The organism is Aquificaceae bacterium (assembly GCA_037722135.1).
GTDB classification, from domain to species: domain Bacteria; phylum Aquificota; class Aquificia; order Aquificales; family Aquificaceae; genus Pampinifervens; species Pampinifervens sericum.
Map to the genome: position 1 here is coordinate 1 of JBBKAW010000069.1, position 24,464 is coordinate 24,464.

The following is a 24,464-nucleotide window of genomic DNA, read 5'->3' on the forward strand; positions in this document are numbered from 1 at the left end:
TGCCTCGCATCAGAAGAATGCTACAAAAAACAGGACACAATACAAGAAACCACCTCTCAACCCTCAACAAACCAGAGCCCGCCACAATCACCACCTAAGCATACTCAAGAGCATCACACGCAAAACTAAAGCATTATAATTTTAATACCATGATAGACTGGCTTGTTAAAAAGCTACTTGGGACAAAGAGCGAGAGAGAAGTCAAGAGGCTAAGAAAGGTGGTCCAAAGGATAACACAAAGGGAAAGAGAACTTGACCAACTTTCAAACAAAGAGATAAGGCTTATGACACAAGACCTAAGGCAGAGGATACTGCAGGATGAGGCGCTAAAGGAGAAAATAATAAAGGGTGAAATAGTTCCAGAGGTGGAGCTTGCCTTTGCTCTTGTAAGGGAGGCGGGCAAAAGGGCTCTTGGGCTTAGATTTTTTGACGTTCAGCTCATTGGTGGGCTTGTGCTTCACGAAGGTAAGATAGCGGAGATGAAAACGGGTGAGGGTAAAACTTTGGTGGCTACCTCTGCGGCGGTAATAAATGCCATGACAGAAGAGGGGGTTCATGTGGTTACCGTCAATGACTACCTTGCCAGAAGGGACGCTCAATGGATGGGTGGGCTATATCTTTTTCTTGGTCTTGATGTGGGTGTTATAAACTCTGACTATAGCTCCTACAGGGTAGAATGGGCAGACCCAGAGCTGGCACAGAGGGCTATAGAAGAAGACTGGAGGGTTTGGCCAAAGGGCTATTTTGAAGAGACTTTGTCATCGGACTTAATAAACGTTCAAGCAAAAAAGGCTTTCTATACTAAGCTAACGCCTTGCACCAGAAGACAAGCCTACGAGTGCAGTATAACCTATGGCACTAACAACGAGTTTGGTTTTGACTATCTTAGAGACAATATGGCTTTTTCTCTTGAGGAGATAGTGCAAGTAAAAGGGCACAACTTTGCCATAGTGGACGAAGTAGACTCCATACTCATAGATGAGGCAAGAACTCCTCTTATTATCTCAGGTCCTGCGGAGATGGATACATCCATATATTACAAGGCGGATGAGGTAGTAAGGAAGCTCGTAAAGGATGAGGACTTTATAGTGGATGAAAAAAATAGAACTGTCCAGCTTACAGAGCAAGGTATAAGCAAAGTAGAAAAACTTCTTGGTGTGGAAAACCTTTACGACATAAGAAATATAGACCTACTGCATGCGGTAAATCAAGCACTTAGAGCACACACACTATTTAAGAGAGATGTGCACTATATAGTGAAGGATAACGAGGTTCTCATAGTGGACGAGTTTACTGGGAGGGTTTTACCCGGTAGAAGATGGAGTGATGGTCTTCATCAGGCTATAGAAGTGAAAGAGGGTGTTCCAGTGCAAAGAGAAAATCAGACTCTTGCAAGTATAACATTTCAAAACTACTTTAAGCTCTACAGAAAGCTTTCTGGTATGACTGGCACTGCGGAAACAGAAGCCCTTGAGTTCAAGGAAATATACGGTCTTGATGTGGTGGTGATTCCTACCCACAAACCTATGAGGAGGAAAGACCATCCAGATTTGGTCTATAAGACGAAAAAAGAAAAGTGGCAGGCGGTCATAAATATAATAAAGCAAGAGCACGCAAAGGGTAGACCTATACTTGTAGGAACGGTCTCTATAGAGGATTCTGAGCATCTTTCAAGACTTTTGCAGAAGGAAAATATACCTCACAATGTCTTGAATGCAAAGCATCACGAAAAGGAGGCGGAGATAATAGCTCAAGCGGGAAGGCTTGGTGCGGTAACCATATCCACAAATATGGCGGGAAGGGGAACGGACATCCTTCTTGGGGGAAACCCCGAATACCTTGCAAAAGAGATAATAAGGTCTAAGGGTAAGGCGGTAGAGGAAGCAACGGAAGAGGAGTGGAAGGAAGCCTTAGAAAAGGCATACAAGATAACGGAAGAAGAAAAAAAGAAGGTGGTTGAACTTGGAGGCTTGCTCGTTATCGGCACAGAAAGGCACGAGTCAAGACGGATAGACAACCAGCTAAGGGGTAGAGCGGGAAGACAAGGAGACCCAGGAGAGTCTCGCTTTGTTATTTCTCTTGAGGATGACCTGATGAGGATTTTCGGTGGTGATAGGGTCAAGAGGCTAATGGAGATACTCAAAATCCCCGAGGGAGAGCCAATAGAAAGTGGTATGGTTACCAAGGCTATACAAAACGCACAAAAAAGGGTAGAAGCCCAGAACTTCCAAATAAGGAAAAGGCTCCTTGAGTATGATATGGTGATGAACACCCAAAGGCTCACTGTATACTCCATAAGAAGAGACCTTCTTGAGTCCAAGGGTCTTGAGGAATATCTACGGGAGTTTATCTACGACCTTGTAGCCCAAAAGGTGGGAGAGCTCATTAAGGAGGAAGAGCCAGAGCTTTGGGAACTTGAACCTTTAAGGGATTATTTCAAAGAGCTTTTAGGTAGGGAGATAGAAATCCCTCCAGCCAGAGACAAAGAGGAGCTCATAGAGAACCTCTTTCAAAAGGTGCTTGAGGTAATAAACTTAAGAAAGGAGGAGCTGGGTGAAGGGGTATTTTGGGAGCTTGTCAGAATAGTTATGCTTTCAAACCTTGACCACCTATGGAGGGAGCACCTGCACACTATGGACAGGCTTAGAGATAGCATATACCTTAGGGGATACGCCTCAAAGGACCCCTTGGTGGAATACAAAAAGGAAGCCTTTTACCTCTTTGAGGACATGCTTTCAAGGTTTAGAGAAAGAACCATATCGGACATCTTACATATGCAGGTAAGAACTCAAGAAGAGGTGCAAGAAGAGCTAAGGAGGGAAGAACAAGAGAGGGATAAACTCCTAAGTATGGCAGTTTTTAGCGGAGTGGAGGGAAAGGCGGACCAAATTCAAAAGGGTCCAAAGAGGAAGACTCTAAAGGAGCGTCTTCAGTCAAGGCGGAAAAGGTAGCCCTTAGCTCCCTATAGGCTTGGAGTATTTTTTTAAAGGGTATGTTGCCCTCTCTTACGAGCCTAAGACCCTTGGGATATAGAGCTCTCACTATGGTGGAGGGTTTACCCTTTCTTACGCCACCGTCCACATAAAGGTCAACCTTATCTCCAAAGTATTCTATGGCTTCTTTTATGGTGGTCGCTGGCTTTTGACCCTCTGGGTTTGCACTGGGTGCTACCACAGGTGCCTTTAAATATTCAATAAGCTCATAAACATAGCTATCAAAGGGGGGTATTCTTACCGCAAGGCTTTTTCTACCACGTGTAAGATAGAGTGGAAAAGTATTCTTTTTGTAGAAAATAAACGTGGCATTAAACATGTTCATAAGCCTTTCATGGATAGGTCTATAGAGAACTCCAAGGTCCTTAAGCCAATACGTGCCATCTATAAGCATCAAAAAGGGTCTGTTAGAAGGTCTTCTTATAGAGTATAGCCTTTCTATAGCGGAACTGTCATTGGCTTTTACCAAAAGTCCATAGATGGTATCTGTGGGAAAGCAAACTATCTTACCCTCTTCAAGGGCATCAGCCACTTTATCAAGATTGCTCCTTGTGAGTTTTATGACCTTCATAGACTTATAACTCCTACTATTTTATCCACATCCGGTGGAAGTGTTATGGGCTCTTCGCATACCCTCATAGCGGTATCTGGGTCCTTTAAGCCGTTTCCAGTGAGGGTGCATACTACCGTTTCTCCACCTTTGAAAAAGCCTTCTCTGGTGAGTTTTATAAGTCCTGCCACAGACGCAGCAGATGCAGGCTCACAGAATATGCCTTCTGTTGAGGCAGTTAGCTTGTATGCGTAGAGTATTTCATCATCGCTTACCGCATCTATTAATCCGCCAGACTCATGCACCGCTTGAAGGGCGGATTGCCAACTATAAGGGTTTCCAATCCTTATGGCAGTAGCTATTGTCTGTGGGTTCTTTATAGGGTAGCCTTTTACTATGGGAGCAGAGCCTTCCGCCTGCCAACCCATCATCTTAGGAAGGTTGTTTATTTTACCAACTTGGTAATATTCCTTATAGCCTTTCCAGTAGGCGGTTATATTTCCCGCATTCCCCACGGGAATAAAATTATAGTCTGGTGCTCTACCAAGAGCATCGCATATTTCAAAGGCTCCCGTTTTTTGCCCCTCTATCCTATAGGGGTTTACTGAGTTCACTATCTCCACAGGTAGGATTTCCCCTATTTTTCTTACAATATACAAGGCATCGTCAAAGTTTCCTTGAATAGCTATCACCTTTGCACCGTATATGACCGCCTGAGAAAGCTTGCCAAGGGCTACAGCTCCCTTTGGAAGAAGGACAAAGGCTTTTAGTCCAGCCTTTGCTGCATAGGCTGCTGCAGATGCAGAGGTATTGCCCGTTGAGGCGCATATTACCGCTTTTTTTCCTGCCTCCACCGCCTTGGATATGGCTACTGTCATGCCCCTGTCTTTAAAAGAGCCCGTAGGGTTTAGACCTTCGTATTTGAGAAATATATCTCCTTTAAAGCCTATAGCCCTCGCTAAGTTCTCCGCATGTATCAAGGGAGTATTCCCCTCACACAGGGTTATTATGGGTGTCTTCTCGTTTACAGGTAAAAACTCCCTATACTTGTGTATTATACCTCGCCAGTAGCTCATAACTTTGAGAAAAATATTATAATTTATTATCTGTAGGGGGTGTGGCGGAACTGGCAGACGCAGCGGACTTAAAATCCGCCGGCGATGAGCCGTGAGGGTTCGAGTCCCTCCACCCCCACACCTTGCCATGATACTGAGCGATAAAAGTATCAAGGAGCTTATAAAGAAAGGCAGGCTGGTAATAGAACCATACAGGGAAGAGAACATCCAAGCGTCCTCCATAGACCTCACTTTAGGTGGGGAGCTCCTATATTATAGGTCTAAGTGCATAGACTTAAAAAGTGCACATATACCTGTGGAGAAGGTAAGCATACCCGAAGAAGGAGTGCTTATACCACCAAAAGCTTTCCTGTTGGCAACCACGGAAGAGTATATAAAACTCCCAGAGGATATTACCGCCTTTGTGGAGGGTAGGTCTTCTCTTGGAAGGCTTGGACTCTTTATAGAAAACGCTGGCTGGGTGGACGCAGGCTTTGAGGGACAGATAACCCTTGAGCTATACAATGCCAACCACTGCCCCATACGCATATACAAAGGAGTGCGCATATGTCAGATAGTGCTCGCAAAGCTTGACGCAAAAGCGGAAAGACCCTATAGAGGTAAATATCAAGGGCAAAGGGGAGTTACGCCTTCAAAGGTGTATATGGACTTTAAGTAGCTTTGTTTAAACGTTCCGATTGTAGCCATCCTCGTAAAGCAATTCAATAGGCTTCCTACCAGCAAAACCTTCGTCAAGCTCGTGCCAATACATAATGGTGTCTTCATCCTCTTTCCAACATAGCCATATATAACGGTTCTGGTGAAAGGACAGGAAGTCTACGATGATTGGGTCTATACCTTTTATAACACCACCCAGAGCCTCTATCTTTTGAAAGAGTCTTCTTATCTCCGTATCAAGGTCTTCTACATGGCTTTTGAGATAGAGTCTTTCTAACTCGTCCTTTTCCTCTTCCAGCCTTGCAAGACATGAATAGAGCTCTTCTTTCTTTAGGTTTATTTCCTCTACTATGGGCTTTATAACTGTTATTAGGTCCCTTGCGGTGTCAATGTCAAAGATTTTCATGGCTTTTAAATTTAATACAGAAATACTGTAGAACAACAGTTTGGTGAAACTACAGGGTTCAATCCAAGACTTTTTGCGTAGGTAAAAATACCTTCCGCAGGAAAAGTTATACCGTTCACTCCAGCATAAAGGGAATAAAGGTCAAACTTAGCCCTTTCTGGTCCAGCAGGTCTTGCGCACCCTATGACCACAGGTTTATTCCACAGGGACTTTCTTGCATGTAATACAACCTTGGCGCTCTCTTCTGGTTTTGGAGGTGGTAATAGTTGAAAGCGTGCCTTCCCATAATAGGGCATTACAACCACGATAACAAGGGCGGAGGGGTCAAAGTTGGCTATCATGTCTATGGCTCTGTATTCACCTTTTATTTGTCCATAGTGAAGTCCTATTATCACGTGCGGAACTATGTTGTGTCCTGCCTCTTTAAGAAGTCTCAAAGACTCCTCGTAGTCCTTAACGCTCTTGTGAGGTAGCTTGTATACCTCCGCTATGGTTTGGTCATCACCTATTACGTCAAGCAAGACCGCATCTACCTTTGCTTCTTTTAAGCCTTCTGCGAGCTCTTTGTCCACCAAGCCCATATGACAGCTTACGAACATACCAAGCTCTTCCTTTATTCTTCTCATAGTTTTCAAAAAGGGATACAGCTCCACCACACCATCCTTGTTAGAGCCTCCGGATATAAGAACTCCATCCACACCCTTGTGTTTTAGCTCATTGGCAACCTTCCAGAGTTCCTCCGGTGTTAGGGCAGGTATCATATGCCAGAGTATTTTTGAAGCACAGTGGTCGCACATGAGCTCGCAGTTTCTGCCAGTTATGGATATATCCACAAACTTGGGACCAGTCCTTATAGAAAAGTCATCTACCTCGTAGTGCTTAAACCCTGGACTATGAAAAAGTATATCCCTTCCGAAGTTTTTAAGCCTTATTTCAAAACCTTCATAAAGCTCTTCCAGAAGGGCTTGGTCCAACTCTAAGTCTTCAAGGGAGGGGGGAAGGTTCACCCCCCTGAAGTCTATCATCCGCACTTTATACCCTTCTCGTTTATAACCTTTGTGAGAGCATCCACTGCCGCTTGGCCCTTGAGCAGGTTGTTTATCTCTTCTGGGTTTGTGGGTTTTATCTTGGCTATCCATCCTGCACCATATGGGTCGTCATTTACGAGGGCTGGATTGCCTTTGAGGGCTTCGTTTATCTCCACTATTTCTCCGGTTAGAGGTGTGGGAACTGGACCCACCCATTTACCGCTTTCAATGGTCGCTATGCTTTTGCGTCTTTCTATGACCTTGCCAACCTTCTTTGGCGTGTAGGCTACAAGCCTTCCTGCCATTGCAGCAGCCACAGAGGTGAGACCCACAGTGTAAGTGCCGTCTCCGTTATCCTTCGCCCAGGTAAAGGCATTAGCCTCTGGGTCCACATCATAGAGCAGGTCTTCGGGTATGTTACACCCATTAACTATTGCCATGTCTTACCCTCCTTTATAAAATTTTCAGAAAGTTAACACCTTATCCGCTTCCATAGCCCTTAGGGCAAATTCACTGGCTGGAAATATTCCATCCAGCTCAGGTATAAGGTCTTCGGGTTTATAACCCATAGAATCTATAGCCTGCTTGCAGGAGTAGAACTTTACCCCTGCTTGCTTGGCATCCTTCATAAAATCATAAACCGTTTTAAGTTTTTTGCCATTAGGAGACAGACAGTTAGGCTCTCCGGGGATTAGCTTTTCCGCCACACCCTTTTTTAGTAGCCTTGTCCCGTCCATATTAAAGAAGATTTCCACCTCCGCTTCGTTGGCAGACAACAGCGCCGCTATGTAAAAGGGTGAAGCACACCTCCAAGGTGTTTTGGGTCCGCTTGTCATTAGTATAACCACCTTCATGACTCTATAGCCCTTCTGGCTTCTGCTTCATCCGGGACGCCTACGAAGACGAGCTTTCCGTCAATTATGGTGGAAGGCACAGCCCTTATTATGAGCTTCTTTGCCCACATTTTGCCCTCTGGTTGTGCCACATCAAGCACCTCGTATTTGAAGCCATACTCGGACTGAAGCTTTCTCCAGAGGGCATCCGCATCGGGACATGTGGCACACCACTGAGAAACAAGCAGTATTACATGTTTATCCTTGGCAGCCATCATGTACACCTCATGCAAATTATATCCCATTCATCAATGTATTTCCTCATCTCTTCTATGGCTTCCTTACCATAGAGGAGGTCCTTAATATCTCTTTGCAAGTCTGTAGGCTTCATCTTCACTATCCACCCCTCGCCGTAAGGGTCATAGTTTATTATGTCTGGTTGTTCAAGGACCTTTTCGTTTCTTTCTACCACCTCACCTTCAACGAGGGCGTTTATGGGTCCTGCCCATTTACCACTTTCTAAGGATGCTACTGGCTTCCCCTTTTGGATGTGCTTACCCACGTTCTTTATGCGGGCGTGCAGGAGCCTTCCTGCTCTAACTTGACCCACGTCTGTAAGACCAATAGTGACCGTTCCATCTTCGTTAACCCTTAGCCATGTTTGAGTCTCTATATCGTAATAAAGGTCAAGAGGCACCACGCAGCCATTATATTCCCACTCCTTTCCGCTTTCCAGCCCCTGCAAGACACCCATATCTTACACTCCTATGCAAGCCCAAGTCTTCTTAAAACAGGCAAAGGGTCAGAGAGGTTATCCTTTAGCTTAACATCGTTTGCACTATAACCAAAGGCAAGCCCAAGTAGCTGTGTAAAGTAGGCAACTGGAACGTCCACATCTGGCACACCCTTCATCATAAGCCTATGGCGATACATCTCAAGGGAAGCGTGGCATAGAGGACATTCTGTGGCTATTATATCCGCTCCATTCCTCTTTGCGGTTTGAAGTATCATCATGACAAACTTTTCAGAAACCATTTCGTCAGATAGAGAGTGAGGACCTCCACAGCACTGGGTATGCATGGGCTCAAACTCCACGCTTGTAGCACCCGCAGCTTCAAGAAGGGCATTCATATAGTAAGGATGCTCATCGTCATCTGCGGTTTCTCTTCTTCTTGGTCTTGCATCCTCGCTTTGACCACCTGCGTGTGCATAGGTTCTCGCATAAAAGTGAGGTCTTGTATACAGGCATCCATAGTAGTTTGCCACCTTAAGACCTCTCAAAGGCTTCCTTGTTTTTTCCTTGACCTTCTGTGGACCAGCTTCATGGTAGAACCACTCCAGTATGTGATAGGTTTGAGGTATTTGGTCAAGGGGGTCAACACCACCTTCTCTAAGAAGTGCGTTAACCTTATCATAAACCGCCTTGTCTGTCTCAAGGAAATATTCTGCTCTCTGAAGGGAAAAGGAGCATCCATTACAGGGAGCTACTATTACATTATGTCCCTGCTTTCTTGCCAGGGACATGTTTCTGGCATTGAGAAGCAACGTGCCCATAAAGGTTATGTTTTTGGACTCCATAGCACCACAGCAATTGTAGTCCTCAAGATAGTCCAATTCAAGACCAAGCTCCTTAGCCACTATCCTTGTGGAAACATCATAAGCCCTTGCTGCACCCTCAAGGGAACAGCCTGGGTAATATGCAACCCTCTTTCCTATCACACCCATGTTAAACCTCCTTAATGTAATGCACCTTCTTCTTGCATAACTTTACGCAGGACCTGCTTAAACCTGTTCCAGTTCTTTGTTCTTGGGTGGAAGAGCATATGCTTGGCATTAAGGACCAAAAAGCTTATGTTCATGGACTTTATGGGCTTCATGGTCAACTGCTTGAGCCACTCGGGCGTTTCACCTATGAAAGGTATGGGCTTTTTGAGTATGGGGTCTTTGAAGACCTTGTATCCTTGCTTTTCTATCCACCCAAAGAGAAGCTCTCCATCCTCTATTCTTCCGTATTCAAGCACAGACTCAGTAAAGAACTTATCAAACTTTTTGGAAGGATATTCGTCAATCAAACCTTTCTTTGCCATGGTCCTTAGGATGGCTTTTAGGACTTCTTCCACGAGCACACCTTTTGGACATCTGTGTGTGCATTTGTGGCAAGAAACGCACCTCCACATTACATCCGCACGCTTTTGGAGTTCATCTATGAGACCAAGCCTTGCCAAGTATATAAAGTGCCTGGGATTGTATCTCTCATCCCAATAGTTATGCACAGGGCAGGATGCAGTGCAGTAAGAGCACTGATAGCACTGGTTTATGGTCTTGCCATCTGGAGAGTTTATAATCTCCTTGGCAAAGTCAAGGTCGTAGTTGTTTATAACCCTTGGAAGGATTATGAGGTTCCAGTCTCCAGAGACGTCAACACCGTCAATAACAAGCCTTTCCTTCCTTAAAATTCTCTCTGGTTCTACAAGGCTACGCTCATGTATCGCCATGGTTATACCTCCAAAAGGTCTTCCTTTCTTATAACGCCAAGGAGCCTCCTTGCCATAACTCCTGCAGGAGGGAAGAAGCCCTTGGCACTATGCATGGTAGACAAGGTCATATAGTCCACATAAGTAGCGTATATCATAGCGAGGAATATATCCACAAAGAGATACCCCTTCACCTTTATGCCGAAGTCAAGGAGCTTTTCCTGAATTTGTTTGTATATGAGCTCAAACTCTTCGTAAGTCTCTCCATACATGCTCCTCTTTGGTGGCTCTTCCTTTAGAAAAACCACTGCACCACTTTCGCTCTCTGGGTCCCATATCCAGCTGGTCCAAAGCACATACTCCTCTGGAAAGGTAAAGTGGAGTATTTCGCTGGCTATATCCCTTGCAAACTTTCTGTCCACACCCCTTATCTCCCTTACAAACCTTTCTACCCTCTCTTCCCAAGTCTGGGCTTTACCATAGAGAAGGTCGCTTATGGCTTTTTTAAGCCTTTCTATGCCTGTCTCTTGGATTATCTTCTGCCTTCTCCTTCTTGCAGGGAATATCTTCTCAAGGATAAGGTCAAGGTCCTCTTCCGTTAGAGAGGGTAGCCTTTCCTTAGAAAAGGCTTGTTGGAAAAGGAGAGACTTGGCGAGGAGGTCCTTGTAAAACTCTTGCACAAACTCCTCGCCTTCTCCAAGTATCTTTATCAGATAGTCCCTAACCAAAAAGTCGTCAAGAACAACCGGCTTTTTCATACTGTCACCTTTGCACCAATAAAAGCTGCAGCTTCCGCAGCAGCGGCTTCACCTTCTGAGAAGGAGGACTCTATGTCTATTGGACCCTTACAGGCACCCGCTATGAATATGCCAGGCTTGTTAGAAATGATATTAGAGCCAGACTCTTCTGAAGGTATAAGGAATTGGCTATCGGGGTCTTGGGCAAGACCCAATATCTTGGCAACCTTCTTAGTTCCAGCGGAAGGCTCCATTCCAAGCACAAGTACCACAAGGTCCATAGGAACTTCTGAAGGTCTTTGGACTATGGTGTCTTCGTGCTTTACCCTCAACCTTCCATCTGCAGGGCTGTAGGTAATCTCTGCGATCCTTCCTCTTACGTATCTAACACCGTATTTTTCTTGAGGAGCCCAGTAGAAGGGATATTCCCACGTGCCATAGGTTCTCACGTCCATGTAGTAGCAAAACACATCCACATCTGGATAGTGCTCCCTTATCTCCATACCTTGAAGACCAGAAAGAGCACAGCCATACCTACAGCAGTGCACATTGGTCACACCAAGCTGTCTGTCCCTTGAACCTACACAGAAAACAAAGGCAACTCTTTTGGGAAGCTGTCCATTGGAAGGTCTGTATAGCCTACCCTCTTGGGAGAACATTCTCTCCAGCTCAAGGTTTGTAATAACATCGGGATATATACCGTATCCAAGCTCTCCCTTTCTTCTTGGGTCAAAGTGTTCAAAGCCAGTGGCAACCACAATAGCTCCAACTTCGTGCTTTTCTCCATTGGAAAGGGTTACCCTATATTCCCCGGGCTCTCCTTCACAGGCGGTTATCTCCGTGTTAAGAAGCACCTTCACATTTGGGTTTTGCTCCACTTCCTTTATGTAAGGACCTATCACCTGGGAGGGTTTTAACTTTCTTGGTATTAGCGTGTGATAGTGGTTTTTGATGGGGTTCCCACCCAGCTGACCGTCCTTTTCCACGAGGATGGTAGGCACTCCAAGCCTTCCCAAAGCTCTTGCTGCTGCAAGTCCTGCTGGACCGCCACCTATCACCAACACACTCTTAGCCATGATAAACCTCCTTTAATAGTTCTTAAGGGGGCAAAGCCCCCAGAAAGAGCTTAGGACTTAAACAGAGGCATGTTCGCAGTTGCGGAAGCCTTTGGCTTGCCAGTGGAGGTTCTGCTGTAGGGTTCATATAGGTCGTATTCCTTGAAGAACTCCATAAGCTCGTCGTATTTTCCAGCCTTTTCAAGCTCCGCTATGTATTTGACGGTATCTTCCCACTCTTTTCTTAGCTCTCTCCAGTTGGTTATACCCATCTTCTCAAGGAGAGGCTCGTAGTTGGAGCAGTTCCAGTAGAGCTGGACCACCTTAAAGGGATGAGCACCGCAGGCAAGAGCTGCAAACATAACATCAGACATAACCGCTACAGGGTGATACATACCGTGAGCTTTTCCTATCCACTGGTTCTTTTCAAAGGTGGTGGTACAACCTGTATCGTGGGTTACTATAAGGTCCGCCTTTACCTCTTCTGCGATAACCTTGAGCTTTCTCTGTATAGCAAAGGACCTTGTGAATTCCCTTTCGGTAAGTATGTGTCTGAAGCCAAAACCACAGCAGTCATACCACGTGGAGTAGTCCACCACCTGTGCACCAAGAGCCTTTACCACCGCTGTGGGAGCTGCAGGTCTTTGACCGTTGTAGACTTCTGGGTCATAGGGATAGTCATCTGCTATCATCTTGTAAACGTGGCAGGCGCTGTGTATGGCAACCCTCACATTGGAAACATCTATGCCTTTAGCCTTGCCTTCTTTCTCGTATAGCTCCTTTATCCTATATCTCATAGCGTGGACCCACTCAGAATAGTGGACTATTTCCTGTGGTATCACTATCCTTCCATCCTCCGTGAGCCTTCCAAGCTTTTTGAGTATGGGCTTTACCGCATCCCTTAGCTCCTTGTTCATTATGAGCTGTTCCCTTGTTTCCTTGTATGAACCAAAGGATGTTCCACAGTGGATGAGAGGATAGTAGCCTGTCTTCCAAGCTTGGTGCATGTTTCTGAGCCATACTGCCGCCAAGGCTACAGGGTTGGAGGTGCCAGAACCGTGATAGTTCCATGCGGTGCAAGAGGTTTGGTGTGGCTCATTAAGGTAGTCAAGACCAAACTTGTTCATAAACCAGAAAATAGAGGCAGGATATCCGGGGATGTTTCCACACTGACCACAGGACTTGTGGTGCCAAAGCTTGTTGGTGGGTATGAGCTTTATCCTTCCAGTTCTGGTGAAGACTTCCACAGGCTGGTGCTCTTCTGTAATCCTGTATATGAGTATTTCGCCCTTAGCTTCGAGCTCTTCCATCATCTCAAAGATGTGGTCGTAGTGGGAGCTGTATTCTTTGAGGGGGAAAGGTGGCTTTTCTGGATACCTCAAAAGACCTCCTGGGCTGTTATGTCCAAAACCATGCTTTGCCATGATTACACCTCCTTAGTTTTTTTTAGGGCATTAACCCCATTTGTTAGCTTACTCTTCCTCTTCATAAAGCTCCGCATACCTCTCTTCGTTTTCTTCTACTATGTCCATGATAACGTTGTAGAGGTTTGGGTCAAGTTTTTCAAGCATTTCAAAAATGCCCGTCTCTCTCCATATGGTATACATTTCTATAGCGGTCTCCAAAGACACCTCCCATGCGGTCTTGACAGACTTACCCACGTCAAAGGGTATGGCAAGCCTCTTTGCCCTTAGGTTTTCCATGTTGTCCGCCATCTTAGGACCCCAGTCTGGGAAGAAGTCCGGCTGGAGCATGTCCGCAGAGAGCTGGTTTCCTGTAGTCATAACTTTGAGGAGAACCCTTCCATAAGGCTTTAGAAGGTCCTTTGTAGCTTCAAAGGCATTACGCACCGCCACCTCTCTCATTATGGCAACAAGACCACCAGGGTTATTCACAAAGGGACACCTTATCCAACAGGTAAAGCACTGAGAGCATGCCCATATGTATTCATGCATCATGTCATATAGCACTTCCACGTCCTCTTCCAAGAACCTTTGCACTATCTCCCTTGGAGAGTAGTCAAAGAACCTATTGGAGGGACAGGATGCGGTGCAAACGCCACAGTTTAGACAGCCAAAGATGTATTCCTTAAAACGAAAGTCCGACTTTATCTCCTCCACTATACGGACCTTCTCTTCCCAAGGCACTGCCTTAGTTTTTTCCGATATGGGTATGTTATATCCGTAAATGTGCCCATCCATGGTAAACCTCCTTAGGGTTTCTAACTTCTATAAAAGTATCATACACATGACAAAAGTCAATTAAGTTTTGCTTATATGTATATAAAGATAAACTTATAGGTGCATATTCAAAAAAGGGGAAAGCCAAGAAAACCTTAAAGGGTGAGCACCGCATATTCACCGCTCATCAACTTATCAAGGAATGCAGCACCGCCTATTATGCCATCGCAGAGTTCGGGGTTCACATCTTCCTTCTTATATACGTCAGTTAAGTCAAGTGAGGGCACACAAAGATAAATCTTGACACCTGCATCCTTAGCCATCTTTATAAAGTCGTAAACCGTTTGCTCCACTCCTGGTCTAACCTTTACCTTTTTGGCGTTGTCTCTCATAAGTAAAAAGCCTGCCTCTGAGGTTATAACCATCTCCACCTCGTAGTCCATGGTGGTAGCTGCAGTGGCAAGGAAAAAGGGAGCACCCGCTTGTGGGTTTATAAGCTCTCCTGTGGTTGGATCTGCCCTCTCAAAGAAGGGCACGGTAAGGATGTAGAATAGCACCTTTTCGTAAGCCATATCTATCCTCCTTAAACGAAGATTATCATAGGTTTTTCTGCCTCAAGCACGTAGTTCATAAAGGTGGCTGCACCAGCAGGTGGCTCAAGACCATCTATGAGGTCTTCATATCTGTAGCCAAAGAGTTCCATCGTCATTTGACAGGGTATAAGCTTTACATCCGCTTCCTTACAAACTTCAATAAGCTCTGGTATATCCGCTACTCCATGCTCCTTTATTGCCTTTCTCATCATAAAGGTCATAAGGTCTGTCATGCCGGGTATTACACCCATTATCTGTGGAGGTCCCGGGAATATGGAAGATATGAAGTTGGTTACCGTGTTTTGCATGGAGGGTGGGAAAGCCATAGGCATGGCAGGGTTTCCTATGGGTGCTACTTTTAACTCGTGCATTTTCTTTTTGTGGATAATGTTAAGCCCGTAAAAGGTAAAAAATATGGCGGTTTCTACACCTAAGGATGCAGCAGTTGAAGCTAATATTAAAGGCGGGTACGCCATATCAAGCGTGCCCTTAGTGGCTATTATGGCAAGCCTTTCTGTAGCCATAAAATTCCCCCCTCATTTTTTCTTTATGTAGAAGATAATCTTTCCTCCTTCTTCTACCGTTTCAAGGAGCTGATGTCCAGTTCTATTGCAAAAGGCTGGTATGTCCGCCTTTGCACCCGGGTCTGTGGTTATGACTTCAAGGATCTGCCCAGATTGAAGTTCTTCAAGAGCCTTTTTTGTTTTTAGGACAGGGAGAGGACAGTTAAGACCTGACGCATCAAGGGTCTTATCGGGTGTTATTGTTGCCATCTTAGACACCTCCTATATTAAGATTTTCACCATATTATATGCCTCGCATACATCTCGTGCTATTAGTATTTATGATAAAAGCTATAAGTTTTCCTTATATCAATGAGTAAGCCACAGAACGTCAGAGATAAGACAAATACCCCCAGCCTTTTTAAGAAGAGGTCTAACCTCCTCCGCTATCCTGTGAGCCATCTCTTCTGAACAAACCGTAAACACATAGCTATTTTTAAACACATCTGTAAGCTCATCCCCAGCCATTATGCCCCTTTCTCCCTTTCCCAAGGCATCCCTTATAACCGTGTAACCAGAAACACCAACCCTCTCCAAAACGTCAAGGACCCTGCTTAGGTATACACTGTCAATTACCACCTCCACCTTTTTCATGGGTTTCATGTTCTCACCCCCATAGATGATTTATAACAAAATAGTATAGTGGTATACCTATCGCTATGTTGAAGGGAAAGGTTATAGCCAAAGACATGGTTACATAAAGGCTTGGATTTGCCTCTGGCACAGAAAGCCTCATGGCAGCAGGAACCGCTATATAAGAAGCACTGGCACATAATACAGAGAACATGAAGGCATCACCCTTGGTAAAGCCAAAGGTCTTCGCTAAAAATATCCCCACCAAAGCGTTAAACACAGGCAAAAGAATTCCAAAGGCTACAAGAAACACTCCAACCTTTTTAATATCTCCTATCCTGCGACCAGCTACTATACCCATATCAAGTAGGAAAAAGGCAAGCATGCCCTTAAACAAAACTCCAAAGAGTGGTTCCATAGCCTTCCAACCCTTTTCACCCGTTAAGAAACCTATAAGAAGAGTTCCCATTAGTATATAAACGGATGGGTTAAGGAAAGCTTCTCTGAGAACTTCTCCCCAGTTTACCTTTGAGTTATTTTCCCTCTTAGCGAAGAGCGTTAAAAGTATAAGTCCTACAACTATAGCGGGAGACTCCATAAGGGTCATAGCAGCTACCATATAGCCACCATAGCTCTCCCCAAGGCTGTTTAGAAAAGAGCCAGCTGTTATAAAGGTTACTGCGCTGATAGAGCCGTAGGTGGCGGATATGGCAACCGCATTGTATACATCCAGCTTTAACCTAAGAATAAAGAAGGCATAAATAGGCACTAAAACCGCCATAAACATCGCAAGCAAGAGCACCTTTAGAACCTCAAGGGTTATACCGCTCTTGGAAAGCTCGTAGCCACCATGAAGACCTATGGCTATAAGAAGATAGAGAGAAAAGAGTTTTGGCAGAGGTTGTGGAATTTCAAGTTCAGTTTTAAGAAGCACCGCACCAATTCCAAGAAGAAACATAAGAACGGGAGGGTTTAATATATTTTGCAAAAGAAGGTCAAATCCCATAGATTGCCCTCCTTAGTTTTCTATTAACACCAAAAAAGAGGGTCCGTCGTAATCTTTTATTTCTATTGGGTTATCCACGTATCCAAAGGAATAGTTTATGGCTACGGGAAAGGGATAATGCTTGAGCCTGACTATGCCCTTCACCCTTATTACGTTTTCCGGCAAGTTTTTCAATTTCCTTTCAAGCTCTTCATAGTCTACGGGTTCAATAAGGTTTATAACCTTGTGGTTATGCTTGTGCTCGTGGTTTGTAGGAAGGTTCTTTAACTCTGGTATGGTGTAAGCTCCGGAGAATACATCTTTAGGGAGTTTACAGTATGTGGTTTTGTATATTCTAACCTTCGTATAAAAGGGCTCACCTGTAAAGGAGTTTACGGGTCTATACATGTTCCATAGTTCTCTTACTTCCTTTTCTATAGCGTCCAATTTACCTTCCTCAACCAAGTCCAGTTTGTTGAGCACTATTATATTAGACCCACCTATTTGATACCTTGCAGTGCTGTCTTCCTTATACCTTTCAAAGTTAGCACAGTCTACTACGCATATAACTCCATCCACGGAGCAACCAAGAGATTGAAGACTTATTACCACAGGAAAGGGCACTGCACTACCAGAGGTTTCTACCAACAAAAGCTCAGGGTCATATTTATTTCTTATCTCCTCTATCGCCTTTTCAAACTCCGAGTGAAGAGAGCAACAGATACAACCCTCTGGAAGCTCCAGCACCTCTGAGTAAGAATTTTTCAACACTTTTCCGTCAACGCCTACCTCACCAAGCTCGTTAACTATAACCGCTACCCTTTTGTTAGAAAAATGCTCTCTTGCGGTGTTAAGCAATAGGGTAGTCTTACCACTTCCGAGAAAGCCTGTTATCACGAAGGCAGGAAGCACATCATTCACCACCATATTCTACAGAGTCTATCTCCTCCATAAACTGCTGTATCTGAAAGGTAACAAAACCAGCGAGGTCTTTTATGTCCTTTTCCCAATACATGGGGTCTATGTCTATCTCCTTTTCGTAAACATCGTGCCCCTCTACCACATACTTTACCTTGAGGTAGGGATAGCTTTTTACTTCGCACCCCTGGTCTACTTCATTGGGAAAGCACAGCTCAATGTCAATGTCAGGATTTACCATACTCTTCCTTACTTCCTCTGCCAATTGTTTAAACTTTTCTTCTAAGCTCATATTACACCTCCTTAATTACCAGTAGTCATCATTACCATCTCTATACAGTTTCTCTTTAGAAGGTCAGAGCATACATAAACGCATATGGCACAGCCCTTACACCTGGAGTAGTTTACCCATGCCACATGCTTTGAGTTGTGATACATAAGGGTGTTAGGCTCGGGACAGAAAAGCACACACTGCTTGCAGTTATACTTAGCACAATCTGCTTCCTTTACATCTGCCACGTAGTACATACCTGCCTTGCCTCCTTGTATTGATTAATTTTAACTTGTTAGAGCTCCTTCTTCTACCCAGCCCCTTTCCTCCGCTATCTTAAAGGCTTCTCTTATAACCTGCATGTTTTTCTCAAGGAGCTCCATCTTCTTTTTGAACTTCTTCTCTATAGCACTGTCAAGGGCTGTTGTTCCACCAGAAGCTACAAAGGTGTTTCCAAGAAATCTCTCTCTTACCGCCTGCTCTATGTGCTCAAAGTCCACGAGCCTAGTTATACCAAAGAAGAGACCCACCATCGCCATGTTGGTGGCAAGCTCAGTCCCAGCTACATCAAGGGCTAATTTTGTAGCGGGGAACATATAGACTCGTGTATTTAGCTCCCTTAGTATATTCCAGTCCTCTTCTGGAATTATGTCCGCATCCGTGTTTATTATCACAATACCGTTTTCCTTCAAACCTGAGTAGAAGGGCATGGTATAAGACTTTCCATGAGTTATAACCTGAGGATGGTAAATCATTATGACGTTGGGATACACCACTTCTCCCACTTCGTATATGGGCTGGTCTGAGACCCTAACGTAGGCTTCAACGGGTGCCATCCTCTTTTCTGAACCGAAGAAGGGAACAAGGGTGGCATACTTGCCTGCGGCGGACATGGCATTACCAAGAATATGGGCGGAGGTGACCACCCCCTGCCCACCAACACCAGCTATGCGTATGTTATACCTTTTCATACCTTTACCTCCTCTGGTTTCCTCTCTATTTCTTCAAAGAACTCCCTTACCTCATCGGTCATCCACTCATAGAAGGCGAAGTCTTGCTTTTCTCTCTTTCTGGCATCCTCAAGAACCTTTTCTGTGGGTATGGAGTATTCTATGTTGCAAGAAGTGTAGGCATGTATAAAGGTGGGTCCAAAGTGTCTTGCAGCAAGTATTGCTCTACGCACCGTCTTTGCTATTCTCTTGGGGTTGGTGGGTGCAAGCTTTGCCACATATACACAGCCTGCAACCTTGGCAAGCTCCACTGCGTTTATCTTGTCAAATTGCTTGCCCTTGGGAGCCATCTTTAGCTGAACACCCTTTGGAGACATACCACTCTCTTGACCACCAGTGTTTCCATAAACTTCATTGTCCACCATGATGGTGGTGAACTTTTCTCTTCTGAACCAGGAGTGCATGGTCATTCCAAAGCCTATGTCTATAAGACCACCATCTCCTGCTATAACTACCACATCCTTTACCTTATCGGGAAACCTTATGCTGAGAGCTCTCTTTAGACCGGAAGCAACTGCGTTAGTGTCTCCATAGTTTCCGTATATGAAGGGAACGGCTGCTTGAGAGAGGGCGAGTCTTGCACAACCTGCGGTGCCTATAACAATGGTGTCTTCTGGCTTTGGAAGAGCTGCGTAGAATATCCTTATGAAATATGCCATAAAGCACCCTGCGCACATGGGGTGCTCTTCCACAAGCTCCTTGAACTGTCCAAGCTGTTGCACATCTACCTCTCTACCAAACTGCCCATATTGGACCAGGTCTACATAGTCCTTGGGCATATATCTCTCAAAGCCTGGTGATATTCTCACATATTCCAAACCCATATCTATACCTCCTTAAGTTTTTTATACAACAACTTTCTTTGCTTTCTTTATGCCAAAGGCATCGTATACCTTTTCCATGATAAGCTCTACTGGTAGCGTCATACCGCCGTAGACTCTTGGACCGCCTATAACTATGTCGTTGTTAGGTATGACCGCCTTTACCTCTTTTGCAAGCCATCCCACTATGTTGTGCTCAGGCACTATAACCGCCTTAGCCTTTGAAAGAACTTGCCTTATCTCCTTTTCTGGGAAAGGTCTTATGGACTTTACCTTTACAAGCCCCACATTTAGACCCTCAAGCTGTGCATAACGCACCGCCTCTCTTCCCTGTGCTGCGGCACATCCAGAGGCAACTATAAAGACTTCTGCGTCTGGGTTTACCACTTCTATAGGACCACCAAGGTATTTGTAGATGTATTTCATTGCCCTTATGTTAGAAGCCCAAACTTCTTGTTGCCATACCGCATGTATAAGGTAGCTCATAAAGTTAGATTTTTGAACTGGTGCATCCCTTTGTATTCTTGCAGGTGGTATTTCGCAGTCTGTGGGTGGCACTGGTGCTTTGTAGGGGTCTCTTGGTGGCAGTTTCATGTCCTCTGGGGTCATGTTTACATAGCCCTTGGCGTGGGTTACAAAAAAGCCTTCCGTGCATACCGCAACAGGTATATATACGTCCACCTTTTCAGATATAACAAAGCCAGCAAGGGTAAAGTCAAAAACATCCTGTTGGTTTTCCGCATGAAGGACAACCATACCACAGTTAAGCAGATAGGATATTTCTATGTTGTCAGGCTGTATGGAAAGGGGTGCGTTCACAACCCTTGTGAGAACTCCGAGAACCGCAGGTATTCTATGCCCTGGCCAAGAGGCTATGGCTTCCAGACCTCTAAGAAGACCTGGTCCAGAGGTGGCAGAAAATGCCCTTGCACCGCCTCTGACCGCTCCTGCTATGGCGGACATTGCTCCGTATTCCTCTTCCGCCCTGTAGTAGTCTCTGAGATAACCTTGAGCCCATAGGTCACCCACAAGGTGCATAACTTCAGATTGAGGTGTTATGGGATAGGCTATCGCTATGTCTACGTTGGCACGCTTGACCGCCTCCGCCATAGCTTGGGCACCGGTTATAAACTTCCTCTCCCTCGGTGCCTCCAAAAGAAGGTAATCCGCATCTACAACTCTTTGTTCAGGCATGACACAACCTCCAACTTTTATTCAGTTTCCGTTATCTGTTCTCCCCTTCTGGGGATTAAAAGATAGGAATACTCTCCATAGTCCAAAACAGAAAGGGTTTGATACTCCTCTTTTGGAAGGGATGGATTCTCTGGTGGAAGTTTGGGTTCCCACTTTATGCCAAGCTCTTCTCTTACTTGAACAAGCACATCCTTGAAACGCCTTATTTCTTCCGCATGCTGGTCCCTTAAGGAAACCATAGCATCCTCGTGACCCATTTCTGCACAGAGGGCTATAGTAAAGCAGTTAGTCCCAGCTCTTATCATTCTTAGGGATAGGTTTGCATAGTGACAATGCACACCTACAAATATACAAACCTCTATCTTATTGTGAAGTATGGTAAGGTTGGGGTGGTTTGGGTTTATCTCTGCCTCTGGGTCTATTTTGGGATACTTGGGTCTGTAGTCTGGCATAGGTATAATCCTGCAATTGGGTATTTCCATGGCAAGCTCAAGAACTGCCTTTGCCTTTTCCATCGCTCCTGCGTTCCATCCCCAGAGAACCAGTGGTCCTGGGAATATGGTGGGATTTCTCCTTGTAAGCAAAGCCTTAGCAGCCTCTCTCATTGCGGTCTCTTCATCCACTATCTTCCCATAAAGCAATGCTTTACCCGGTGGGGGAAGTTCAACACCTTCAAAGGCTGCTGGGGTTGGTATATAGCCAACCGGTCCTGGCAAAACTTCCATTGGCATGCCTTACCTCCTTAATGAATGGGTTATCAAAAAATTAGCATGAGCTTAAAAGCTGTCAAGGGGAATTTATATGATAAAAGTCATACCTTTTTCTTCCCCTTCTTATCCCTGCTCCTCTTTTCCTCTTCTTCAAGTTCTCTTATCCTTTTTTCCCTTAGCTCTTCGTATCTTGGTCCTATTTTTTTGTAAACCTTGTCTGATATAAAGACTATGATAAGTTTCCAAAAAACAATAGCAAGCCTATGAGGTTCTCCATTTCAAACCACCAAGTTGAGAAGTTTGTTCTTTACATAGATAACCTTTTTAAGCTCTTTGCCGTTGAGCCACTGACTTACCCTTGGGTCTTTTAGAGCAAGCTCCTTTACCAAAGTCTCTTCCGCATCCACTGGCACTCTTATAACCGCCCTTAGCTTTCCATTTACTTGCACTGGAATTTCTACCTCTTCAAGAACAAGAGCCTTCTCATCAGGCTCTGGGAAAGGATAGAAAACCATAGATTTGTTATACCCAAGATACTGCCATAGCTCTTCGCATATGTGGGGTGTGATAGGATAAAGCATAAAGAGTATGCATTCAAAGGATTCCCTTAGAACCTTGTAGTCCATATCGTTGGAAGGTTGAAAATCTTGAATTGTGTTTAAAAGCTCCATTATGCCTGCTATGGCTGTGTTGAAGGAAAGGTCTTCTATGCTTGAAAGGTATTTTTTAAGGGTCTGATGGGTCTTATACCTTATTTCCTTTAGATTTCCACTAAGAGTTGCAAACTCTTTTCTGTCGTATTGGGCTTCCTTCATACCTTGAAGATGCTGGTGAAAGAGACTCCAAAGCCTTCTGAGAAACCTATAGGCACCTTGAACGCCTTCTTCCGTCCACTCAAAATCCTTCTCCACAGGACCTGCAAAAAGTATGTATAGCCTTATGGTGTCCGCTCCATACTTTTTTACAGCTTCCTCGGGGTCAACGGTATTTCCCTTTGATTTAGACATTTTGGCAGGCTCACCTATTTCTTGTTCTATCCTTCTAATGTAGCGCTCTTCTTTGAGATTTAGCTTTTCAAGTAAAAGCACAAAGTTGTCTCCTACAGATATGGTATTCTCTTTCAAAAACTCATACACCTTCATCATGCTTTATTATAGCACCCAGATTATAATCTTTCTAAGGAGGTTTAGCATGTTTGAGGGCTTTGAAGAGCTTACAGATAGAGACTTTTACGAAAAAGCTATGGCTGGAGAAAAGCCAGCGGTTGTTTTGCTTACCACACCAGACAATCCACAGAACCAAACCTTTTACGAAAGGCTCATAAAGTTTCAGAGGCTCTATGGGGACAAGATAAACTTTTACTGGCTTGACGTTAGTAAACACACCAGCGCAGAAGACCTTGGGGTATTTAGCTTTCCTACAGTTCTCTACTTTAGGGACACTATGGAATTGGAGAGGCATGACTATACTCCAGAGGAAGAGGATGTAGAAAGGGCTATAAGGAGGCTTTTGAGACTATGAAGCTCCTTTGGGCACCTTGGAGAAGCCAGTATGTGGAAAAGGTAGATGAGCAAGAGGGATGCTTTCTTTGTGAAGCGGTGTCTCAACCAGAGGAGAGGCTCAGGGACTACCTTGTTTTGCACCGTGGTAAGAGGGCTTTTGTAATATTTAACAAGTTTCCCTACAACCCTGGACATCTAATGGTGGCACCCATAGACCACATAGGGGATTATTTGCTTCTTGACCAAGAGACTGCACTTGAAATACACAAGCTAACAAGAGTTTGTATACAGCTTATAAGGGAAGTGATGAAGTCTCACGGCATAAACGTAGGCTATAACCTTGGTAGGGCTGCAGGTGCTGGATTGGAAAGCCACATACACCTCCACCTCGTCCCAAGATGGTTTGGAGACACCAACTTTATGCAAACCCTTGCGGATACTAAGGTTATATCTCAAGACCTCTATGAACTTTATGACAGGATGAAGCCCGTATTCAAAAGGATACTTGATGCTTCTTGAGGTAAGGAACTTAAACCTTTATTACGATGGTAATCACGTTTTAAAGGATATAAACTTTGAGCTAAAAGAGGGTGAGGTGCTTTGCATAGTAGGCGAGTCAGGCTCTGGAAAGACTTCCATATTATACTCCATAATAGGACTCTTGCCAGAGAAGGCTAAACTTGAAGGCTCTATCAAGTTCAAAGGGCAGGAATTGGTAGGTCTTTCAGAAAGGGAATACAGAAGCATAAGAGGAAGGCACATATCCATAGTTTTCCAAGAGCCCTCTGTGTATCTTGACCCTCTATATAAGGTAGGCATCCAAGTGGAAGAAGCCTATATAGCACACTTTGGGAAAAAGGGTGCAAGAGAGAAGGCTCTCCAAGCACTCAAAAAGGCAGGCATTAAAGATGTAGACAGAATATACAACAGCTATCCCCATCATCTTTCAGGTGGGCTAAAGCAGAGGGTTTGCATTGCCATAGCTACCGTATGCGACCCACAACTTGTGCTTGCGGACGAGCCAACAACCGCCTTAGATGTTTCTATTCAAGGCAGGATACTCAAGCTTTTTAGAGATATGAAAAAAGAAGGCAAAAGCGTTATTCTTGTTACTCATGACTTTGGCGTTGTGGCAGAAGTCGCAGACAGAGTAATAGTTCTAAAAGATGGCGTGGTGGTGGAAGAGGGAGACGTAATGAGCCTTTTTGACAATCCAAAACATCCTTACACCCAAAAGTTATTAAGTGCTATTTAGAGGAAAGAAACTTCTCAAGACCTTGGATTATCTTGTCTGGAGAAATCTCATAGGCGTTTTTCTGAAGCTGAGCCCTTATA

32 protein-coding genes and 1 tRNA gene are annotated in these 24,464 nt (G+C 44.6%); 6 read left to right on the forward strand and 27 right to left on the reverse strand.

Annotated elements, in window-relative coordinates; genetic code table 11:
* Positions 1–149 precede the first annotated feature (149 nt).
* Positions 150–2,951 (forward strand): preprotein translocase subunit SecA, encoded by a 2,802-nt coding sequence (secA, locus tag WKI49_04905; GenBank protein MEJ7621835.1) that lies wholly within the window; start codon positions 150–152, stop codon positions 2,949–2,951.
* Here secA and WKI49_04910 read toward each other — a convergent pair.
* Together WKI49_04910 and thrC are read right to left on the reverse strand one after the other, a co-directional pair.
* Complete coding sequence (locus WKI49_04910) at positions 2,860–3,564, reverse strand: L-threonylcarbamoyladenylate synthase (protein ID MEJ7621836.1); 705 nt, start codon at positions 3,562–3,564, stop codon at positions 2,860–2,862. The two genes, secA and WKI49_04910, sit on opposite strands and share 92 nt — an antisense overlap.
* Positions 3,561–4,619 (reverse strand): threonine synthase, encoded by a 1,059-nt coding sequence (thrC, locus tag WKI49_04915; protein MEJ7621837.1) that lies wholly within the window; start codon positions 4,617–4,619, stop codon positions 3,561–3,563. The genes WKI49_04910 and thrC overlap by 4 nt, the downstream gene beginning before the upstream one ends.
* A 35-nt stretch (positions 4,620–4,654) precedes the next feature.
* Here thrC and WKI49_04920 point away from each other — a divergent pair.
* A tRNA-Leu gene (locus WKI49_04920) sits at positions 4,655–4,737 on the forward strand.
* A 9-nt stretch (positions 4,738–4,746) separates the two neighbouring features.
* The gene (gene dcd, locus WKI49_04925) at positions 4,747–5,277 is read left to right on the forward strand and encodes a dCTP deaminase (GenBank protein MEJ7621838.1); all 531 of its coding nucleotides are present in this window, start codon (positions 4,747–4,749) and stop codon (positions 5,275–5,277) included.
* Positions 5,278–5,283: 6 nt separating this feature from the next.
* Here the strand turns inward: dcd and WKI49_04930 are convergent, their stop codons facing one another.
* The 25 genes from WKI49_04930 to WKI49_05050 form a co-directional block, all read right to left on the reverse strand.
* Positions 5,284–5,682 (reverse strand): DUF2203 domain-containing protein, encoded by a 399-nt coding sequence (locus WKI49_04930; protein MEJ7621839.1) that lies wholly within the window; start codon positions 5,680–5,682, stop codon positions 5,284–5,286.
* Positions 5,683–5,693: 11 nt separating this feature from the next.
* Positions 5,694–6,707, reverse strand: a complete 1,014-nt coding sequence (locus WKI49_04935) for a radical SAM protein (protein MEJ7621840.1) — start codon at positions 6,705–6,707, stop codon at positions 5,694–5,696.
* Complete coding sequence (locus tag WKI49_04940; GenBank protein MEJ7621841.1) at positions 6,704–7,150, reverse strand: glycine cleavage system protein H; 447 nt, start codon at positions 7,148–7,150, stop codon at positions 6,704–6,706. Before WKI49_04940 ends, WKI49_04935 begins: the two co-directional genes overlap by 4 nt.
* 24 nt (positions 7,151–7,174) lie before the next feature.
* A complete protein-coding gene (locus WKI49_04945) occupies positions 7,175–7,564 on the reverse strand; it encodes a DsrE family protein (GenBank protein ID MEJ7621842.1) in 390 nt (129 codons plus the stop codon).
* Entirely contained in the window at positions 7,561–7,818 is a 258-nt protein-coding gene (locus tag WKI49_04950; GenBank protein ID MEJ7621843.1) for a thioredoxin family protein, read from the reverse strand. Before WKI49_04950 ends, WKI49_04945 begins: the two co-directional genes overlap by 4 nt.
* A complete protein-coding gene (locus WKI49_04955) occupies positions 7,818–8,297 on the reverse strand; it encodes a glycine cleavage system protein H (GenBank protein ID MEJ7621844.1) in 480 nt (159 codons plus the stop codon). Before WKI49_04955 ends, WKI49_04950 begins: the two co-directional genes overlap by 1 nt.
* An 11-nt stretch (positions 8,298–8,308) precedes the next feature.
* Positions 8,309–9,268, reverse strand: coding sequence for a CoB--CoM heterodisulfide reductase iron-sulfur subunit B family protein (locus tag WKI49_04960; protein MEJ7621845.1), 960 nt, complete (start codon positions 9,266–9,268; stop codon positions 8,309–8,311).
* A gap of 11 nt (positions 9,269–9,279) precedes the next feature.
* A complete protein-coding gene (locus WKI49_04965; protein MEJ7621846.1) occupies positions 9,280–10,038 on the reverse strand; it encodes a 4Fe-4S dicluster domain-containing protein in 759 nt (252 codons plus the stop codon).
* A gap of 2 nt (positions 10,039–10,040) precedes the next feature.
* Positions 10,041–10,775, reverse strand: coding sequence for a hypothetical protein (locus tag WKI49_04970; protein ID MEJ7621847.1), 735 nt, complete (start codon positions 10,773–10,775; stop codon positions 10,041–10,043).
* On the reverse strand, positions 10,772–11,830 hold the full coding sequence (locus WKI49_04975; protein ID MEJ7621848.1) for an FAD-dependent oxidoreductase: 1,059 nt from the start codon (positions 11,828–11,830) through the stop codon (positions 10,772–10,774). The genes WKI49_04970 and WKI49_04975 overlap by 4 nt, the downstream gene beginning before the upstream one ends.
* 50 nt (positions 11,831–11,880) lie before the next feature.
* Positions 11,881–13,233: a heterodisulfide reductase-related iron-sulfur binding cluster gene (locus WKI49_04980; GenBank protein MEJ7621849.1), complete on the reverse strand. Its 1,353-nt coding sequence runs from the start codon at positions 13,231–13,233 to the stop codon at positions 11,881–11,883.
* 48 nt (positions 13,234–13,281) lie between these two features.
* Positions 13,282–14,010 (reverse strand): 4Fe-4S dicluster domain-containing protein, encoded by a 729-nt coding sequence (locus WKI49_04985; protein MEJ7621850.1) that lies wholly within the window; start codon positions 14,008–14,010, stop codon positions 13,282–13,284.
* Positions 14,011–14,144: 134 nt separating this feature from the next.
* Positions 14,145–14,561 (reverse strand): DsrE family protein, encoded by a 417-nt coding sequence (locus tag WKI49_04990; protein MEJ7621851.1) that lies wholly within the window; start codon positions 14,559–14,561, stop codon positions 14,145–14,147.
* A gap of 11 nt (positions 14,562–14,572) precedes the next feature.
* Positions 14,573–15,106, reverse strand: coding sequence for a DsrE/DsrF/DrsH-like family protein (locus WKI49_04995; protein ID MEJ7621852.1), 534 nt, complete (start codon positions 15,104–15,106; stop codon positions 14,573–14,575).
* 12 nt (positions 15,107–15,118) lie between these two features.
* Positions 15,119–15,355 carry a sulfurtransferase TusA family protein gene (locus WKI49_05000; protein MEJ7621853.1) on the reverse strand — a complete coding sequence of 79 codons (237 nt, stop codon included), beginning with the start codon at positions 15,353–15,355 and terminating at the stop codon, positions 15,119–15,121.
* A 99-nt stretch (positions 15,356–15,454) separates the two neighbouring features.
* Positions 15,455–15,748 (reverse strand): P-II family nitrogen regulator, encoded by a 294-nt coding sequence (locus WKI49_05005; GenBank protein ID MEJ7621854.1) that lies wholly within the window; start codon positions 15,746–15,748, stop codon positions 15,455–15,457.
* Between the two features lie 4 nt (positions 15,749–15,752).
* Positions 15,753–16,724: a sodium-dependent bicarbonate transport family permease gene (locus WKI49_05010; GenBank protein ID MEJ7621855.1), complete on the reverse strand. Its 972-nt coding sequence runs from the start codon at positions 16,722–16,724 to the stop codon at positions 15,753–15,755.
* A gap of 12 nt (positions 16,725–16,736) precedes the next feature.
* Positions 16,737–17,630 carry a GTP-binding protein gene (locus tag WKI49_05015; GenBank protein MEJ7621856.1) on the reverse strand — a complete coding sequence of 298 codons (894 nt, stop codon included), beginning with the start codon at positions 17,628–17,630 and terminating at the stop codon, positions 16,737–16,739.
* A complete protein-coding gene (locus WKI49_05020; protein ID MEJ7621857.1) occupies positions 17,617–17,913 on the reverse strand; it encodes a hypothetical protein in 297 nt (98 codons plus the stop codon). Before WKI49_05020 ends, WKI49_05015 begins: the two co-directional genes overlap by 14 nt.
* Before the next feature lie 11 nt (positions 17,914–17,924).
* Positions 17,925–18,149 (reverse strand): ferredoxin oxidoreductase, encoded by a 225-nt coding sequence (locus WKI49_05025; GenBank protein MEJ7621858.1) that lies wholly within the window; start codon positions 18,147–18,149, stop codon positions 17,925–17,927.
* Between the two features lie 30 nt (positions 18,150–18,179).
* A complete protein-coding gene (locus WKI49_05030; GenBank protein MEJ7621859.1) occupies positions 18,180–18,863 on the reverse strand; it encodes a 2-oxoacid:acceptor oxidoreductase family protein in 684 nt (227 codons plus the stop codon).
* On the reverse strand, positions 18,860–19,726 hold the full coding sequence (locus tag WKI49_05035) for a thiamine pyrophosphate-dependent enzyme (protein MEJ7621860.1): 867 nt from the start codon (positions 19,724–19,726) through the stop codon (positions 18,860–18,862). The genes WKI49_05030 and WKI49_05035 overlap by 4 nt, the downstream gene beginning before the upstream one ends.
* Positions 19,727–19,747: 21 nt before the next feature.
* A complete protein-coding gene (locus tag WKI49_05040) occupies positions 19,748–20,917 on the reverse strand; it encodes a transketolase C-terminal domain-containing protein (protein MEJ7621861.1) in 1,170 nt (389 codons plus the stop codon).
* 17 nt (positions 20,918–20,934) lie between these two features.
* Positions 20,935–21,648, reverse strand: coding sequence for a carbon monoxide dehydrogenase beta subunit family protein (locus WKI49_05045; protein ID MEJ7621862.1), 714 nt, complete (start codon positions 21,646–21,648; stop codon positions 20,935–20,937).
* A gap of 257 nt (positions 21,649–21,905) precedes the next feature.
* Positions 21,906–22,772, reverse strand: a complete 867-nt coding sequence (locus WKI49_05050; GenBank protein MEJ7621863.1) for a class I tRNA ligase family protein — start codon at positions 22,770–22,772, stop codon at positions 21,906–21,908.
* Between the two features lie 46 nt (positions 22,773–22,818).
* On the opposite strand from WKI49_05050, the gene WKI49_05055 reads away from it, so the two are divergent.
* From WKI49_05055 to WKI49_05065, 3 genes are read left to right on the forward strand one after another with little or no spacing between them, the layout of a single operon-like run.
* Positions 22,819–23,148, forward strand: a complete 330-nt coding sequence (locus WKI49_05055; protein ID MEJ7621864.1) for a thioredoxin family protein — start codon at positions 22,819–22,821, stop codon at positions 23,146–23,148.
* A complete protein-coding gene (locus WKI49_05060) occupies positions 23,145–23,648 on the forward strand; it encodes an HIT domain-containing protein (GenBank protein MEJ7621865.1) in 504 nt (167 codons plus the stop codon). Before WKI49_05055 ends, WKI49_05060 begins: the two co-directional genes overlap by 4 nt.
* Positions 23,638–24,384 carry an ABC transporter ATP-binding protein gene (locus WKI49_05065; GenBank protein MEJ7621866.1) on the forward strand — a complete coding sequence of 249 codons (747 nt, stop codon included), beginning with the start codon at positions 23,638–23,640 and terminating at the stop codon, positions 24,382–24,384. The genes WKI49_05060 and WKI49_05065 overlap by 11 nt, the downstream gene beginning before the upstream one ends.
* Positions 24,385–24,464 lie beyond the last annotated feature (80 nt).